The following is an 18,116-nucleotide window of genomic DNA, read 5'->3' as shown; positions in this document are numbered from 1 at the left end:
TCTGGATGAAACTTATTATTTTTATCTATAGAGTTACCTATATGTACCATAAAAATATACACCCCTACAATAAAGATGAATATAAAAAACAGAATTACTTTATGTACTTTACTAATTTTTAACATGTTAAAAAGCTTGTATAAACTTACCTGGTAAAAGGTATATTAAAATTAAGAAAATTTTAAGAAATGGTAAAATAATTGGTAAAAATATTTTTGTCACTGCGCAAAAGTAGGATCATACAGTTTTTAGATTAACAAAAGTTTAATATCAAATTCAATGATGTTAAAAGATTAGCCGTACATTTATAAGATTAAAATATAAATGACCTAAATGAAAAGAAAGAATAGCCGAAGAAAACAGTCAGCTAAAATTGAAAATCTTACCCAGTCCATACTAAAAATACTTAAGGCAGATACTGATAAAACATTTAATTATAAGCAGATAGCATCGAAATTAGGTGTAGATGATCCTAGTAGTCGCAATCAAATAATTAAAAAGCTATCTCAGCTTACCGCAAAAAAGCAAATAGAAGAAGTTGAACGTGGTAAGTTCAAGTTAGTTCCAAATATTAATACCTACACAGGCACATTAGATGTAACAACAAAAGGTTCAGGATACGTAGTTGTAGAGGATTTGGAAGAAGATATTTTCATTCCTAAAAACAATCTCAATAAAGCATTGGACGGTGATGAAGTTGAAGTTTATGTATACAAAAGAAAGCGCGGTGGTAAAAGTGAAGGAGAAATTTCTAAAGTAATCAATAGAAAGCGCGATGAATTTGTCGGAGTAATTGAAATTCAAAAAAATTACGCCTTTGTCAGTACTCAAAATTCCAAAATGTATACAGATATCTTTATTCCAAAAAATAAAATATTTGAAGCAGCTGATGGAGATAAAGTACTGGTTAAGCTCGAGGATTGGCCTGAAAAAGCAGATTCGCCATTTGGAAAAGTTCTCAAAGTTTTAGGTAAGCCGGGAGAGCACAATACAGAAATTCATGCTATTCTAGCACAATATGGGCTACCCTATGAATTTCCTAAAGAAGTAGAGGAATATGCCAATGCAATCGATACCTCCATTCAGGAAAGTGAAATAGCAAAACGTCGCGATATGCGAGATACGCTTACTTTTACGATTGATCCAAAAGATGCAAAGGATTTTGACGATGCCTTATCGTTTAAAATTTTGGATAATGGAAATTACGAAATAGGCATTCACATAGCAGATGTTTCTCACTATTTGCAACCGGGTACTATTTTGGATGATGAAGCTTATGAGCGGGCTACCTCGGTCTACCTTGTCGATAGAGTTGTACCAATGTTACCGGAAATTTTATCAAATAATGCTTGTTCCCTACGACCTAATGAAGAGAAATATACCTTTTCGGCAGTATTTGAAATCAATAAGAAGGCAGAGATAAAAAATCAATGGTTTGGTCGTACTGTAACCTATTCTGATGCACGGTTTGCTTATGAAGAGGCTCAACATATCATAGAATCCAAGTCAAATACAATTCCAGATGAAATTTCATTGAGTGGAACATCTTATGAAGCACCACAAGCTATAGCTGATGCTGTTATAACAATGAATGATTTATCCAAAATCATGCGTAATAAGCGTATGCGTGATGGTGCAATTTCTTTTGACAAGGTTGAAGTTAAGTTTAGTCTCAATGAAGCGTGTGAGCCAACGGGAGTGTTTTTTAAGACTTCTAAGGATGCTAATAAATTAATTGAAGAGTTTATGTTGCTTGCCAATAAAAAAGTAGCAGAGTTCATTGGAAAGCAAAATCCAAAGAAAACATTTATCTACCGAGTGCACGATGAGCCCAATGATGAAAAACTGGCAGCATTACAAAATATTATCAGTCGTTTTGGATACAAACTGGATTTAAAAGATCGTAAATCAACTACAAAATCATTAAATGGATTGTTGAGTGATGTTCAGGGTAAAAAGGAACAAAACCTGGTGGATACTTTGGCGATACGCAGTATGAGTAAAGCAGAGTATACAACACACAATATAGGTCATTATGGATTAGCATTTGATCATTATAGTCATTTTACCAGTCCAATTAGAAGATATCCGGATGTAATGGCACATCGTTTATTACAACACTATCTTGATGGTGGTAAATCGGTAACAGAAGAGGAATACGAAGAAAAATGTAATCATAGCAGCTCGATGGAAGGGATAGCAGCTACTGCAGAGAGAGATTCTATTAAATATATGCAAATCAAGTTCATGAAAGATCATGAGAATGAAGAGTTTTTAGGTGTGATTTCTGGCGTAACCGAATGGGGTATTTATATCGAAATTATAAGTAATAAGTGCGAAGGTATGGTACGACTTAAGGATATGAATGATGATCATTATGTTTTTGATCAGGACGAATATGCTATTATGGGTCAGAAAACTAAAAAAGTATATCAATTAGGGGATGAGGTTTACGTTAAAGTTAAAAATGCTGATCTAGTAAAAAGGCATTTGGACTTTACTTTGATAGGCTCTAAAGAAAGCGTAGAAGCATAATTAGGAATATTCAATACGTTAAAATACAGACAATGAACAGTAATACTATTTTTTATCTGCTTTTTCTAGTTGGTTTAGGAGCTTTTGCGCAACAAAAAACATCTAGCGAATTACAACCTTTTGAGGAGCTAAAAGTTTTTGATAAAATCAATGTAATATTAGTACGAGCGGATCAAAATAGAATAACTATTTCAGGTCCTCAAAAAGATGAAATCGCTGTAGTTGAGAAAGCTGGGGTACTAAAGTTAAAAATGTCATTGGACAATCTTTGGGATGAAAAAGATGCTACCAAGGTTACAATCTTTTATACTACAGTCAAAACAATTGATGCTAATGAAGGCGCATCTGTGCTTGTCAAAGACTCATTAGTACAAGAATCATTGAAGCTTAGCGTACAGGAAGGTGCTAAAATCAAAGGAAAAATTGTTGTTAAGAAATTAGTATCCAAAGCTGTTACAGGCGGAGTTATCGAAGTCCATGGATCAAGCAATAACCAAGATATTACTATTAAAGCGGGCGGCCAATATGAAACTCAAAAATTAGTTTCTGATTCTACACACGTTTCTATAAGTGCCGGTGGGCGCGCTAGTATTAACGCAAAGCTGTTTGTAAAAGCAACTACTACAGCAGGAGGGACCATAAAAATTTATGGAAGTCCCAGGCTCATCGATAGTAAAAAAGTATTTGGAGGCAAAATTATAGAGATTAACTAAGCATATTTATTAGATTTGTAAGAAACACGATTTAAATTTATGTTTCAAGACGCGCATGCAGCTATACCTCTAGGATTTTTATTAGCCTTTTTAATCGGACCTGTATTTTTTGTTTTATTAGAAACAGCTGCTATAAAAGGATTTAGAGCGGCAGTTGCTGTAGATTTTGGAGTGATTCTAGCCGATATTGTCTTTATACTCATTGCATATTTTAGTACCAATAAAATATTAGAAAAAATAAAAGATGATCCGGCGTTGTTTATTTTTGGTGGGATGTTGCTAGCTACATACGGTATAATTTCATTTATTCAAGAACGAAAGAATTATAATAAACTTAGAGACACAAGTGTTGATGTTATTAATAAACACAACTACTTAAAACTTTTTATAAAAGGTTTTCTTCTCAACTTTATAAATATTGGGGTTTTAGGATTTTGGTTAAGTATAATCATTGTAATGGGACCTCAGTTAGACATGGATTCGAATCGAATTTTTTCTTTCTTTGCCATGGTTTTAATAACTTATTTTGTCATCGATGTTTTCAAAATGTTACTCGCAAAAAGATTAAAAAGAAAACTTACACCTAAGAGAACGTATGTTATTAAGCGGGTAATTAGTATTTTAATGATTGTTTTTGGTATGTTTCTAATATTAAAAGGGGTATTGCCAGATAATGTTGAGCAACGTCTACAAAATGAAATAGAGAAGATAACTCCGGACTCAACTTTCTAGCAAAAAAAAAATCCTGTTGTAAAAACAGGATTTTTGAGGTGTCGAGCGGATTCGAACCGCTGTAGATGGTGTTGCAGACCACTGCCTAGCCACTCGGCCACGACACCGTAATTCTTTCAGTGGGCAAATGTAAAAAAAATAATGATTACAAAAGAACGGATTATCAATTTAACAGAAGAAAAATCAAATTTTTTATAAAATTTAGCTTCTATTTTTTTTACGTCGAATCGTTACCATTGCTACATTTCCACCAATAGGAGGGTTTATTTTAGATACATCAACCACCACTTTATTTACTAAAGGTAACTCCTTCAACACTCTAATCAAAATTCTTTCTGCTGCGTGCTCCAATAATTTGGATCGAATTGCCATTTCTTCCTTTACAATTCTATTTAAATGAACATAGTCGACAGTATCCGATAAATTATCAGATATCGCAGATTTTGTTAAATCCGCATATATGCTTAAATCAATACGATAATCGGATCCTATTTTACCTTCTTCTTCAAGACAGCCATGATTGCTGTATACTTTGATATTCTTTAATGTTATCTTTCCCAAAGTTTTTTGACAAAGATAAAAGATTACTGAGAATCATGATACCGTTAATTGCCCCAATTTTACTTCTTAACAAGCGCTACATAAAACAATAGTATCTCATTTGATATTGTATTTCTATTTTGGATTTGGGAGAGCAATGATTTTACATGTGTTTTGATGGATATATTCAGTTCTGAGTGCAGAATTTTAGTAATTTTGCGTTTTATTTTATAACGGATGACTGAAGAAAAAAAATCACTCAATTTTATTGAGCAATTGATCGAAGAGGATTTAAAGAATACCACCCGCAAGGAGGATTTACGTTTTAGATTCCCTCCTGAGCCTAACGGATATTTGCACATTGGGCATACCAAAGCTATTGGTATAAGTTTCGGTTTGGGCCTGCGATACAATGCGCCGGTAAATCTGCGTTTTGATGACACTAATCCAGCCAAGGAAGAGCAGGAGTATGTAGATGCAATCAAAAAAGATATTAGTTGGTTGGGATATGAGTGGGATAAGGAATGTTATTCTTCAGATTATTTTGATACATTATATCAGTGGACCGTTCAACTTATAAAGGAAGGAAAAGCGTATGTTGATTCTCAAAGTGCAGAGGCCATAGCAGATCAAAAAGGTACTACAACTTCACCCGGAACTAATAGTCCTGATAGAGATCGTCCTGTTGAAGAAAACCTTGATTTGTTCGAACGAATGAAAAATGGTGAATTTGAAGAAGGTTCGTATGTAGTACGTGCAAAAATCGATATGGCAGACCCTAATATGTTAATGCGGGATCCTTTGATGTATCGTATTCTTAAGAAAAAACATCATCGAACGGGAGATGATTGGTGTATTTACCCAATGTACGACTGGACCCATGGTGAGAGTGATTATATAGAAGGAGTTACCCATTCATTATGTTCGTTAGAATTTAAACCCCATAGAAAGCTGTATGATTGGTTTCTGGAACAGATTGCTGAAGAAGGTAAGGTTGTACCTAAACAAACAGAATTTGCACGCTTAAATCTCAGTTATACTATAATGAGTAAACGTAAATTATTACGTTTAGTAGAAGAAGGTGTTGTTTCAGGATGGGATGATCCAAGAATGCCCACCATATCGGCGTTACGAAGAAGAGGATATACTCCAAAATCTATCAGAAAATTTGTTGAAACCGTAGGTGTTGCCAAAAGAGAAAATGTTATTGATGTATCGCTACTGGAGTTCTGCGTTCGGGAAGATCTCAATAAAGTAGCTCCTAGAGTTATGGCGGTTTTAGATCCTGTTAAATTAATTATAGATAATTATCCAGATGATCAGGTAGAACTATTGGATGCTGAGAACAATCCTGAAGATGAAAAAGCAGGGGAGCGTCAGGTACCATTTAGTAAAGAGTTGTACATAGAGCGAGAGGATTTTAAAGAAGAAGCCGGTAGCAAATATTTTAGGTTAACACTCGGTAAAGAGGTACGTCTTAAAAATGCCTATATTATTAAAGGGGAATCAGTGGTTAAAAACGATGAAGGTGATATCATAGAGATTCATTGTTCTTATGATCCAGCGAGTAGATCGGGTAGTGGTACAGAGGCTTCTAAACGTAACGTAAAAGGAACGTTGCATTGGGTATCGATAGCGCAGGCTATTCCAGCAGAAATTCGTGTATATGACAGATTATTTTTAGACGAGGCACCGGATGGTCATAAGGATAAAGATTATATGGAATTTTTAAACCCGGAATCTTTAAAGGTTATAAAGGGATTTGTCGAGCCACATTTGCGTACAGCCAAACCATTAGATCACTTTCAATTTCAGCGTTTAGGGTATTTTAATGTAGATCAGGACAGTACTCCGGAAAACTTAGTGTTTAATAAAACTGTTGGGTTACGTGATACCTGGGCTAAAGAGACACCCAAACAGAAAAAACAGGAGGTTAGTGCGAAACCAAAATCTACTAAACCGACGAGCAAACCTATCGACGAGATTAAAAAATCAGGTAAAAAATATACAAATTTACCCGATGAGAAACGCTTAAACTTAAGAGCTACCATTTTGGAGCTTGCCAAAGAAGTTTCTTATGAGGAAGTACGTCCGTTGTTTGGAACAGCGAAAAAGAAAATAGGTTCACGTATAGTTGCCTTGATGACTACAGGGGTGATCTTGGAAAGTAACGACTTAGATCTAGATGCGGATAGTAAAAAGTTTGTACTTGAAGCACTTGATGATGACAACGAGTTGCTTCAGCTTGAAGCTATGATAATTTTAAAAAGGTATCCTGATGTAGTAACTCAACATACGGATCGTATAATACAAATTCAACAAATGACAGAAAATAAAGCTCTCAAAACTATGGTTCAAGAGTTGTTGTAGTGTTAAGATTATTGATATTTTTTAGTTATTTAAGGGTTTCTTTAGGATAATAGAATCGTTTTAGTCTTTATTTAGTAATTTTATGTAAATTTTGACATAGTAACCGGTTTAATTAACCCGTTGTTAACAGCCTAAGATGCATACGTATTGTAATTTAGCTTACTAATTATTAACCTAAAATCAATTCATATGTCAAGTTCAGGAAACACAGGAAATACCCTATTAGCATTAGTAACAGGCGCTATAATCGGAGCAGGAGTAGGATTACTATATGCTCCCGAAAGTGGCGATAAAACAAGAAAAAAGCTTAAACAAGGAGCTAAGGATGCACAGCTTAAATTAAACCAAAAATATCAAGAGACTGCATCTATTATTGGTGAAAAAGCAGCAAAAGCTAAAGTAGAGTTTGAATCTAAACTGGAGGAAACACTTTCTAATGCGAGTTATAAGGCTGATGATATTTTATTAGCAATGGAGAACAAGCTGGAGGAGTTGAGAAAAAAAAACGCGAAATTACATAAAGAAGTAACCGTTGAAAAAACTAAAACGAGCGCTAATAAAGCAGTAGTTTAATAAGGGTCTATGGCGTTTGAAAATCTAACCGATAATGTAAAAGAGATTGATAAGAATGTTCGAAGTTATGTCGAGACTAGCATCGAATACTACAAGTTAGATCTTTTTAAGAAAACAATGAAAAGCACAATATCCTTGGCTAATACATTAGTCATGGGTAGCTTATTGATGTTGATATTAATATTTCTTTCTGTAGGAGTTTCTATTTGGATAGGTCAAGCTATCAATCATATACCAGCTGGATATTTTATTGTGGCTGGATTTTATGGAATTGTTATGGTACTGCTTGCTATTTTTGGTAAATCATATTTCAAAAAACGATTACTAATTAAATATTCAAGGATTTTCTTTAATGACTAATCAAGAATTGCAATAAAAATTAAATTATATGAATCAGTCTAATACAGGGATGAAAATTTATAGCAGTTTTGAGGAGATTAATAGAGATCTTAAATTTTTAAAATTGCAGAAGGAAATTAATTTGGAAGAAATTAAAATTAGTTATCATACTACCAAAGAAAATTTTTCAGTTTTTAGAACCATCGGTAATATTGCCGGCGCAATTGCTAAAAAAGCGTTTGTATTAAAAGCTGTAAATAAAATGCTCGGCATTACCCGAGTGAAAAAAATAGAGTAAAAAAATCCCATCACATTGATGGGATTTTTTATTATAAACAGAATCTATTTAAATCTACTATCAATAACTTTTTCTGATTAAAAACAACTACATCAGAAGCGATCTAATGGGTTTTTTTTATTTTAACTTGTAATTCTACATTTACGCTATGCTAAACCGAATACAAGGCTTAAAAATAATGATTTAATAAATTTATGCTTTTTTCAGAAGATTCAAAGATGGTTTACTAAAACTCTTTCCTAGCTATCATCAGTTTTTTTATTTTTTAGTGATTTTCTTAGATTTTGCTTTTTCATTTCTTCGCCAATTTGATTGGATGCCGTAAAAGATGCAATCATATTATTTAACATATCACTTCCTGCTTGTGGAGAATTTGGTAATAAAATAAGATTACTATTCGTTTCTTCACCGATGGATTGTAAGGTGTCGTAATGCTGAGTTACTACAATTAGTGCTGAGGCCTCCTGAGAATTAATTCCCACGTTATTAAGAACATCAACACTTTCTTCAAGTCCTCTTGCAATTTCACGACGTTGATCTGCGATACCTTGACCTTGTAGTCGTTTACTTTCTGCTTCGGCACGTGCTTTAGCCACTATTTTGATACGTTCAGCTTCAGCTTCATACTCTGCGGCTATCTTTTCACGCTCAGCGGCATTAATACGGTTCATAGCTTCTTTAACTTGCAGATCTGGATCGATGTCTGTAACTAATGTTTTGATGATGTCATATCCATAATCAATCATAGCTTCATTTAGTTCGCTCTTAACAGCAATAGCAATATCATCCTTTCGTTCGAAAACATCGTCTAGTTTCATTTTAGGAACTTCTGCTCGCACAACATCAAACACATAAGATGTTATTTGATCTTGAGGGTTTTCGAGTCGGTAGAAAGCATCGTATATTTTCGTTTTCAAGACTTGGTATTGCACAGAAATTTTAAGACGAACAAACACATCATCTTTTGTTTTGGTTTCTACAATGACATCAAGTTGTTGAATTTTGAGATTAATTCTTCCTGCAATACGATCAACCATCGGAATTTTAAAATGCAGCCCGGAATTACGAACGATTAGAAATTTTCCAAAACGTTCGACAATGGCAGAGGTTTGTTGTTTCACAGTAAAGATACCGGACAGTAAAATGATAAAGCCTATAATGAATATAGGTATTAAAAAGAAAGTCATAATTTTTTTGGTTATGGATTAGGTATGTAAATTACTAATATTTTAAATAGTTTACATTATGAAGGTTGAATAACAATGTTACATGTGGAAAATAATAACCTTGTCCTTCTATATTTTAACCAAAAAAAAGACAGCCTATACATGTACAGGCTGTCTATCCAACATAGTTAGTTTGATTTTAGTTTTCCTGAGGAAGCTTTAATAAGAAATCCTGAATAGCATCTATACCTGAGGTAATGGTAACATTTTCCACAGTTTCCATAGTATAGAAATTTGCTTCAGCTGTCACAGTGTAGGTTCCCGCTGATAATCCCATTACTTTATAAGTACCATCGGCATTAGTAAATGTCGTAGTATTTAAGGTATCAGAAGCAAATACAGAAATTTGTGCGCCCTCTAAAGCAATAGGAGCTGTTCCAAATTCAAAAGATTCGCCAGTAACGGTTCCAGAAAGAGAAGATGAGGTTGAGGAGTTAGACGCTTTAATTACAGGTTTAAAAATAAATCCTGTTATTCCATTTGCAGAATTAGGATTACCTTGCGCTACAAATGATTTACTGATATCAAAATCTAATAAAATCTCACCGGTAGTACCTTCTCCAACTGTAATAAATGGATCCACGAATACTTTTAATCCTGATTGTGCTCCACTTGGAACTTTAAGGTCGTACACAGTACTATCTTTAAGTACGACACTGGCATCTTTGATATAGATTCTAAATAAGTTATAGCTACCAGATGGGATTTCAATATCTGCTAGCGTTTCGGTAAGACCGTTGTTTAATTCTAATAAATTAATAGTCGCTTCTTTTTCAGTTAAAGTTACGTAACTAGATGCTGCATCTTTATTTTCACTTCTGCCTTCTATTTTGGTAATGGTTACGTTCGTTTCTTTAACTAAGTCATATTGAAAAGGGGCATCAGTAACTCGCACTACCATTTTGCCGGAAGCATTGCTTTCATCGTTTGAGCAACTTGTTAGAGTTGTAACTACTGCTAATGCAGCAAGAATTAGGTTTTTAATTTTCATTATTTTGGGTTTTAATTAATCCTTTACAAGAATTAGGTTTGTTAGTGTTGGATACCTCTATAACAACTTAAACTTACATTTCCCTTTTTCTGATGAGCTGGTACAAAAAAGCCCAATCACTTAGGATCGGGCTTTTCTACTTTAGTTTTTATGACTACACAGTCTTGATACTTTGTTCAATGCGTTGTATAGTTTCATCTTTTCCAATGATGGACGCTATCTCAAAAACATCTGGACCTTGTAAGGAACCGACAAGTGCAATTCTTAAAGGCATCATGATTTTACCAAAACTAATTTCTTGTGCTTGAATCCATGATTTTACGATCGTAGATATATTGGTAGCAGTAAAATCCGAGATATCCGTTAGCACTCTATTTAGCTCATGCATTAATACAGGTGTATCCTCTTTCCAGGCCTTTTTTAAAGCCTTTTCATCATACTCTTGAGGTGCAATAAAGAAAAACGAACTTAGATCCCACAGATCCTTCGTAAATACCGCACGTTCTTTCACAAGATTTAAAATATTCTTGATATCAAGAGTGGTGGTAATTTCTTTTTCATAAAGTATCTCTTTGAAGGTGGCAACTAATTGTTCGGCAGGTACTTCTTGTAAATGCTGTTGTTGAAACCATTTGGTTTTTTCTGGATCGAATTTAGCTCCTGATTTGTTTACCTTTTTTAAATCAAATTCTTCGATTAATTCAGTAAGTGTAAATATTTCTTGTTCAGTCCCGGGATTCCAACCCAGAAAAGCGAGCATGTTGATAACAGCTTCTGGTAAATATCCGTCTTCTCTATAACCACTGGATATTTCCTTAGTTTTTGGGTCTTCCCATAGTAATGGAAAAACAGGAAACCCTAGTTTGTCTCCGTCTCTTTTACTTAACTTTCCTTTACCTACGGGTTTTAGAATTAACGGTAGGTGAGCAAATTTTGGACTTTCCCAACCAAAGGCTCGGTAAAGCAACACATGCAACGAAAGTGATGGCAACCATTCTTCACCACGAATTACATGAGATATTTTCATAAGATGATCATCTACAATATTAGCCAAGTGATACGTTGGCATACCATCACTTTTAAATAAAATTTTATCATCTAATGTTTTAGTGTCAATGGTGATAGTTCCTCGAATTTCATCTTCCAAAAGTAACGGCTCGGTGCGATCACTTTTGAAACGTATCACATAAGTATCACCTGCTGCTAGTTTTTTATCGACTTCCTGCTTTGACAGAGAAAGGGAGTTATTAAGCGTAGTTCGGTTATGCCAATTATAAATAAATGTTTTTCCTTCTGCTTCGTAGTTTTTACGAATGTTGTCTAATTCGGTTGTAGTATCAAAAGCGTAGTAGGCAGCCCCGCTATCAATAAGTTGGTTGGCATAATCTTTATATAAAGATTTTCGTTCACTTTGTCTATAAGGACCGTATGAACCTTCCTTACCGGGACCTTCATCGTACGGTATGGAACACCAATCTAAAGCGTTGCTGATATATTTTTCTGCCCCTTCTACGTATCTGTTTTGATCAGTGTCTTCTATACGCAATATAAAAGTTCCATTATTTTTTTTAGCAAATAAGTAATTAAATAGTGCAGTGCGTAGTCCACCGATATGTAATGGTCCTGTTGGACTGGGAGCAAATCGTACCCGTACATTGTTCATCGTAAAAATGATTTTTTTGTTAGTGTTTTATGTGTGGTGCAAAGATACAATCTTCCTATTGCTTTTTAATTAATTATAAACATTAGGTGCAATGTTATCTTTAAGCGTATTGTACGGTCTTGGTATAATTCATGTTGCTAAGAGTATTAGAGCATTTTTGACTTTTGTAATAGAGCAGTTTACAAAATAAAATTGTAGTTTTAGAGGTTAAGTTGTCAACAGGTTATTTACATGAATCGATTTCAATATATAGAATCAAAGTTAGAAGGATTTATTAAGAAGTATTATCTCAATAAATTGATCAAAGGGGGTATTCTTTTTATATCCATAGGAACATTATATTTTATTGTTTCTGTGGCTGTAGAGCATTTATTGTATTTATCTCCAGCTAGTAAAACTTTGTTGTTTTATTTATTTGTACTAGTAGAGATAATCTTATTTATATTTTTTATTATACTACCTATTGTCAAATTATTACGTTTATCAAAAGGAATTTCGAGTTCCCATGCTGCTACCCTTATCGGAAATCATTTTCCAGAGGTTGATGACAGGTTACTTAATTTACTTCAATTAAGTGATAACCGAGTTAAGAGTGATTTACTACTTGCTAGTATTGATCAAAAGGCAAAAGCGCTTAGTCCGGTTCCCTTTAAAAAAGCAATTACATTTAAGAGTAATGTCAAACACCTTAAATACATTGTATTGCCCATTATTCTTTTCTTGTTCTTCTCTGCTCTAAGTGGTTTTGATTGGTTTACTTCTAGCTATGATCGATTCGTAAAGTATGATACATCTTTCGTACCACCGGCACCTTTTAATTATTTGATTGAAAATGATGATTTATCTGTGCATGAAAACAAGGATTATGTATTACGTGTACAAGTAGTTGGATCGACTATTCCTGATATGCTAACCATACATTTTGATAATGAGAGTTATTATATGTCCAAAAAAGCGATTGATGGATTTGAATTTTTGTTTGAAAAAATGTCAGAATCCAAATCATTTTTTATCGAAGCAAATGGAGTTCGGTCAAATGAGTATCTGTTACGTGTTATCAATGTTCCCAACTTGATTGAGTTAAAAGTGGATTTGGAGTTTCCTAACTATACAGGGTTAAAGGATGAACAAATGCTTAATACAGGTAACTTTGTGGTTCCTGAAGGGACAAAAGTACGTTGGAATATTATATCAAAAAACACGGATACTATATCTTTTATAGCCGAGGATAGCATTATGAAGTTTGTAAAAAACAATAATGCCTTTACAAGGGAACAAAGAGTGTACAACTCTTTTAATTACACCATAGCCACCTCTAATATCAATGTTCGTAATTATGATGAATTAGCATATAAGATTACTAGTATACAAGATGAATTTCCCAAAATTACGGTACAGGAACATATTGATAGCTTAAGAACAGATACGAGATATTATTATGGAAAAATTAGTGATGATTATGGATTGACTAAGCTTCGAATTGTATATCAAAATACAGATCGATCCACACCAGAGCAGTACCAAAACATAAAATTTGATAAGGGTAATTTTTCTGAATTTGTATATGATTTAGGTACATCTATCGAGTTTGAACCTGGTAAAACCTACGAGTATTTTTTTGAGGTTTGGGATAATGATGCATTGCATAATTATAAGAAATCGGTTAGTAAAGTTTTTATGTATAGTCAATTGTCGGAACAGATGAAGGAGGAAAAACGATTAGAAAATCAAAAATCCATTCTGGAAAATTTGGATGCAACTTTAAATAAATTTGAAGATTCTGAAAATGAACTTCAACGGTTATCTAGGTTGCAAAAGGAGCAATCTAATATGGATTATGAGGACAAACAAAAACTCAAAGATTTTTTGGAGAAACAAAAGATGCAAGAGCAACTGATGAAAAAATTCTCAGAGAAACTTCAAAATAATCTATCAGAAGAAACGCCGGAGGAAAATAAAGAACCATTTAAAGACGCCCTTAAAGAAAAATTAGAACGACAACAAGAGCGCTTAAAAAAGAACGAAGAATTACTGAAGGAAATTGAAAAGCTAGCACAGGATATTAACCGTGAAAAGCTAACAGAAAAATTAAATGAGCTAGCTAAGGAGAACAAAAATATTAAAAAGAATTTGGAGCAGTTACTAGAACTAACCAAACGATTTTATGTAAAAGAAAAGCATGATAAATTAGCTGATGATTTATTGAGGTTAGCAGAAAAGCAAGAAGAGTTAGCAGCAGGAGATAAAGAAAAAAATACTACGCAAGCACAAGACAGCTTGTCTAAGAATTTCGATAAATTGAAAGAGGCTTTAGATAAACTTGAGAGAGATAACGAGAGTTTAAAAAAACCAATGAACTTAGAGTTTGACAAAAAAGCTGAGGATCTAATTAGTGAAGAACAAGAAAAGGCTACTGACAATTTGAAGGAAGAAAAACAAGCTGAAGCGAAAAAAAATCAACAATCCGCTGCACAGCAAATGAAAAATATGGCTGCCAAAATGCAAAATCAAATGCAAATGTCGGGAGAAGCACAACAGGAAGAAGATGCTGAGATGCTACGTCAGATTTTGGATAATTTGGTAGATTTCTCATTATCTCAGGAAACTTTGCTTACAGAGTTTTCAGAAATTTCTATTAATAATCCATCGTATTCTGACAAGTTAAAAAGACAGAGTATCCTTAGAGAGAACTTTGTTCATGTGGATGATAGTTTATATGCGCTGGCATTACGTACACCTGAAATTACAGATGACGTTACCGATAAGTTGAGTGATGTTGAGTTCAATTTAGACAAATCAATTGAACGTCTTGCAGAAAATCAGCTTATCCAGGGCAAGGCGAGTCAGCAGTTTACAATCACCGGTGCTAATGATTTAGCCTATTTGTTAAGTAATGTTTTAGAGCAGATGCAAAATAGCATACCGTCTTCGGGTAGTGGAAAAGGTCAAGGTAAAGGATTTCAATTACCTGATATTATAAAGAGTCAGGAAGAGCTCAATGATCGAATGCAAAAAGGAAGCAAGGGACAAAGTAAGGATGGTAAAGGAACATCTGAGAAAGAATCAGGTGAGCAAGGAGGTGAGAAAAGCGGGAATTCTGATAAAAAGAAATCAGTAGGTAAGGAAGGGGAGCAAGGAGAAAAGAGCGGTAATTCATCACAAGCTGGTGACGGCAAAAAAGGTTCTAAGGGAAAGGGAGAAAACCGTAAAGGGGAAGGCGGTAATGAAGGTGGAGAAGGTGAATTCGGAGAAGAAGAAATGAACGGGGAGCTTTTCGAAATTTACAAAGCACAACAAGAATTACGTAAGGCACTTGAACAAAAAATGAATGAAGCAGGTGTAAAAGACAAAGGAACAAATGTTTTAAAGAGGATGGAAGGGGTAGAAAATGAATTATTACAAAAAGGTTTTAATGAGCAAACATTACAGAGAATGATGGACTTAAAACATCAATTATTGAAACTTGATAAAGCAGCTTTTGAGCAGGGAAAGAAAGAAGAAAGAGAAAGTAAAACTAATCGTCAAAAGTATCAGGGCGTCAATTCGTTGAATAAAGAACAAATCAAACAATATTTTAAAACGACTGAGATATTAGAAAGACAAGTATTACCTTTGCGGCAAAATTATAAGGAGAAGGTTAAAACCTATTTTAATAAATCAAATGATTAGTTTTTACTACGAGGAGAATACCCAAAAACTGAATGAGCAACCCTTAATAAATTGGCTAAAGAATGTTGCTGTAACAGAGAAAAAAACAATCGATGAGATTACGTATATTATTTGTGATGATGAATATCTTCTTGACATTAACAAGAAATTTCTAGAGCACGATACGTACACGGATATAATTACATTTGACAACTCAATAGGGAAAGCATTAAGTGCTGACATATTTATTTCGCAAGAGCGTGTTATCGAAAATGCAATTATTTTTGGATGCAGTGTGGAGGAAGAAATGAGAAGAGTGCTTGTTCATGGAGTTTTGCATTTGTGTGGATACACCGATAAAACAGATGATGAACAATCGTTAATGACAGCCAAGGAAAACGAAAAATTAGCATTGTTCCACGTGGAACAATAACATAATTTACTAATGTTCCACGTGGAACAAAAGAAGAATACTATGTTTGAAAAGGAATATGATGTTATAGTAGTAGGTGGTGGGCACGCAGGGAGCGAAGCCGCAGCTGCTGCTGCAAACTTAGGAAGTAGTACCTTATTGGTGACAATGAATCTCCAAAACATTGCACAGATGAGTTGTAACCCTGCAATGGGAGGAATTGCAAAAGGACAGATCGTAAGGGAGATTGATGCGCTTGGCGGATATAGTGGTATAGTGAGTGATCGTACCGCAATTCAGTTTAAAATGTTGAATAAATCCAAAGGTCCCGCGATGTGGAGTCCACGTGTTCAAAGTGACAGGATGCGCTTTGCAGAGGAGTGGCGCTTAATGCTAGAACGTACTCCTAATCTTGATTTTTATCAGGAGATGATTAGTGGGTTGCTGATTGAAAACAACAAAATTACCGGTGTTCAGACTTCTTTGGGAATAAAGATTAAAGCTAAATCTGTGGTACTAACAAACGGTACGTTTCTTAATGGTTTAATTCATATAGGAGAAAAAAACTTTGGTGGAGGTAGAGCAGGAGAAAGAGCTGCTACAGGAATCACAGAACAGTTAATTGATTTAGGTTTTGACGCTGGTCGAATGAAAACCGGAACACCACCACGGGTCGATGGTAGGTCCTTGGACTTTACTAAAATGACTGAACAACCAGGCGATGAACATCCTGAAAAATTTAGTTATACTAATTTAACCAAGCCATTAAATCAGCAACGATCCTGTCATATGACGTACACATCGTCATTAGTGCATGATGTGCTTAGGGAAGGATTCGATCGTTCTCCAATGTTTAATGGGAGAATTCAAAGCCTTGGACCTAGATATTGTCCATCGATTGAGGATAAGATTAATAGATTTGCTGATAAAGATCGTCATCAGATTTTTGTAGAGCCAGAAGGTTGGGATACCGTAGAGATGTATATTAATGGGTTTTCAACATCATTACCAGAGGATGTACAATTTAAAGCATTGCGATCAGTGGCTGGTTTCGAAAATGTAAAATTCTTTCGTCCGGGGTATGCTATCGAATATGATTATTTTCCACCAACACAATTAACTCATACCTTAGAAACTAAATTAGTTTCAGGATTATTTTTTGCGGGACAAATAAATGGAACTACAGGATATGAGGAAGCAGCTTCACAAGGATTGATGGCGGGAATTAATGCAGCGTTAAAAACTCAAGAAAGAGATGCATTTATTCTTAAAAGAAACGAAGCGTATATAGGGGTGTTGATTGATGATTTAATTACCAAAGGTACAGAAGAGCCGTATCGAATGTTTACATCTCGTGCAGAATATAGAACACTCTTACGTCAGGATAATGCAGATTTCAGGTTAACACCCAAAGCGTTCGAATTGGGATTAGCTGACGAACAGCGTATGCGTCGTATGGAAGAAAAGCAACAAAAGTCTGAAGCTTTCGTTCAGTTCTTTAAGGACACTAGTGTGACACCAGAAGAAGCGAATCCGGTTTTAGAAGAAAAGAATTCTTCTATAATTAATCAAAGCGGGAAACTTTTTAAACTCTTTGCACGCCCTCAAATAACATTAGAGGATATTAAACACTTTAATAAAATAGCATCATATATAGAGGAACATAATTTGGATACCGAGATTCTTGAACAAACCGAAATCCAAGTTAAGTATGCCGGTTATATTGAAAAAGAAAAAAACAATGCAGATAAATTGAATCGCTTAGAGGATGTCAAAATCCCTTCCAATTTTGATTACACAAAACTTAAATCCTTGAGTTATGAAGCTAGGGAAAAGATGACCAAAATTAAACCTGCAACGGTTTCGCAGGCTTCTAGGATAAGCGGAGTATCTCCAAGCGATGTTTCTGTTCTGTTGGTATATATGGGAAGATGATATGCGTTCCACGTGGAACATCGACTAGTGAAGAAGATGTTTACCACATAGATGTAACGATATTAAGTATGTTTATATAAATTATAATTATATAAAACAGCTTGATGACACATGAAATTCATCAAATCTATTTTAAACCAC

Annotated in this window: 14 protein-coding genes and 1 tRNA gene; 10 read left to right on the top strand and 5 right to left on the bottom strand. The window is 34.4% G+C overall.

Annotation, left to right across the window (positions count from 1 at the left end; genetic code table 11):
* Window positions 1-333 precede the first annotated feature (333 nt).
* Genes rnr through ACJRPK_RS02080 form a run of 3 tightly spaced genes read left to right on the top strand, consistent with a single transcriptional unit; the run spans window position 334 to window position 3,980 of the window.
* Window positions 334-2,535: a ribonuclease R gene (gene rnr, locus ACJRPK_RS02090; protein ID WP_407138216.1), complete on the top strand. Its 2,202-nt coding sequence runs from the start codon at window positions 334-336 to the stop codon at window positions 2,533-2,535.
* Window positions 2,536-2,567: 32 nt separating this feature from the next.
* Window positions 2,568-3,248, top strand: coding sequence for a head GIN domain-containing protein (locus ACJRPK_RS02085; protein WP_407138215.1), 681 nt, complete (start codon window positions 2,568-2,570; stop codon window positions 3,246-3,248).
* A gap of 39 nt (window positions 3,249-3,287) precedes the next feature.
* On the top strand, window positions 3,288-3,980 hold the full coding sequence (locus ACJRPK_RS02080) for a LysE family translocator (RefSeq protein ID WP_407138214.1): 693 nt from the start codon (window positions 3,288-3,290) through the stop codon (window positions 3,978-3,980).
* A 36-nt stretch (window positions 3,981-4,016) separates the two neighbouring features.
* Here the strand turns inward: ACJRPK_RS02080 and ACJRPK_RS02075 are convergent.
* Window positions 4,017-4,087, bottom strand: a tRNA-Cys gene (locus tag ACJRPK_RS02075).
* A gap of 94 nt (window positions 4,088-4,181) precedes the next feature.
* Window positions 4,182-4,541, bottom strand: coding sequence for a dihydroneopterin aldolase (folB, locus tag ACJRPK_RS02070; RefSeq protein WP_407138213.1), 360 nt, complete (start codon window positions 4,539-4,541; stop codon window positions 4,182-4,184).
* Window positions 4,542-4,757: 216 nt separating this feature from the next.
* Between folB and ACJRPK_RS02065 the strand changes: the two genes are divergently transcribed.
* The 4 genes from ACJRPK_RS02065 (at window position 4,758) to ACJRPK_RS02050 (ending at window position 8,100) form a co-directional block, all read left to right on the top strand.
* The gene (locus tag ACJRPK_RS02065; RefSeq protein WP_407138212.1) at window positions 4,758-6,890 is read left to right on the top strand and encodes a glutamine--tRNA ligase/YqeY domain fusion protein; all 2,133 of its coding nucleotides are present in this window, start codon (window positions 4,758-4,760) and stop codon (window positions 6,888-6,890) included.
* Between the two features lie 189 nt (window positions 6,891-7,079).
* On the top strand, window positions 7,080-7,463 hold the full coding sequence (locus ACJRPK_RS02060) for a YtxH domain-containing protein (RefSeq protein ID WP_407138211.1): 384 nt from the start codon (window positions 7,080-7,082) through the stop codon (window positions 7,461-7,463).
* A 9-nt stretch (window positions 7,464-7,472) separates the two neighbouring features.
* Window positions 7,473-7,823: a phage holin family protein gene (locus ACJRPK_RS02055; protein WP_407138210.1), complete on the top strand. Its 351-nt coding sequence runs from the start codon at window positions 7,473-7,475 to the stop codon at window positions 7,821-7,823.
* 28 nt (window positions 7,824-7,851) lie between these two features.
* Window positions 7,852-8,100 carry a DUF6327 family protein gene (locus ACJRPK_RS02050; RefSeq protein ID WP_407138209.1) on the top strand — a complete coding sequence of 83 codons (249 nt, stop codon included), beginning with the start codon at window positions 7,852-7,854 and terminating at the stop codon, window positions 8,098-8,100.
* A 239-nt stretch (window positions 8,101-8,339) separates the two neighbouring features.
* Here ACJRPK_RS02050 and ACJRPK_RS02045 read toward each other — a convergent pair whose 3' ends face one another.
* The 3 genes from ACJRPK_RS02045 to gltX form a co-directional block, all read right to left on the bottom strand.
* Window positions 8,340-9,287, bottom strand: coding sequence for an SPFH domain-containing protein (locus ACJRPK_RS02045; RefSeq protein ID WP_407138208.1), 948 nt, complete (start codon window positions 9,285-9,287; stop codon window positions 8,340-8,342).
* Window positions 9,288-9,465: 178 nt separating this feature from the next.
* Window positions 9,466-10,317, bottom strand: a complete 852-nt coding sequence (locus tag ACJRPK_RS02040) for a DUF4382 domain-containing protein (protein ID WP_407138207.1) — start codon at window positions 10,315-10,317, stop codon at window positions 9,466-9,468.
* 154 nt (window positions 10,318-10,471) lie between these two features.
* Window positions 10,472-11,980 (bottom strand): glutamate--tRNA ligase, encoded by a 1,509-nt coding sequence (gltX, locus tag ACJRPK_RS02035; protein ID WP_407138206.1) that lies wholly within the window; start codon window positions 11,978-11,980, stop codon window positions 10,472-10,474.
* Between the two features lie 231 nt (window positions 11,981-12,211).
* Here gltX and ACJRPK_RS02030 point away from each other — a divergent pair, with 231 nt between their 5' ends.
* Genes ACJRPK_RS02030 through mnmG form a run of 3 tightly spaced genes read left to right on the top strand, consistent with a single transcriptional unit; the run spans window position 12,212 to window position 17,975 of the window.
* On the top strand, window positions 12,212-15,649 hold the full coding sequence (locus ACJRPK_RS02030) for a DUF4175 family protein (RefSeq protein ID WP_407138205.1): 3,438 nt from the start codon (window positions 12,212-12,214) through the stop codon (window positions 15,647-15,649).
* Window positions 15,642-16,061 carry an rRNA maturation RNase YbeY gene (ybeY, locus tag ACJRPK_RS02025; RefSeq protein WP_407138204.1) on the top strand — a complete coding sequence of 140 codons (420 nt, stop codon included), beginning with the start codon at window positions 15,642-15,644 and terminating at the stop codon, window positions 16,059-16,061. Before ACJRPK_RS02030 ends, ybeY begins: the two co-directional genes overlap by 8 nt.
* Window positions 16,062-16,103: 42 nt before the next feature.
* Complete coding sequence (gene mnmG, locus ACJRPK_RS02020) at window positions 16,104-17,975, top strand: tRNA uridine-5-carboxymethylaminomethyl(34) synthesis enzyme MnmG (protein WP_407138203.1); 1,872 nt, start codon at window positions 16,104-16,106, stop codon at window positions 17,973-17,975.
* The last annotated feature ends 141 nt before the right edge of the window (window positions 17,976-18,116 follow it).

It is taken from the genome of Aquimarina sp. 2-A2, from assembly GCF_045505135.1.
Lineage (GTDB): Bacteria > Bacteroidota > Bacteroidia > Flavobacteriales > Flavobacteriaceae > Aquimarina > Aquimarina intermedia.
This window is presented reverse-complemented; position numbering and strand designations above follow the sequence as displayed.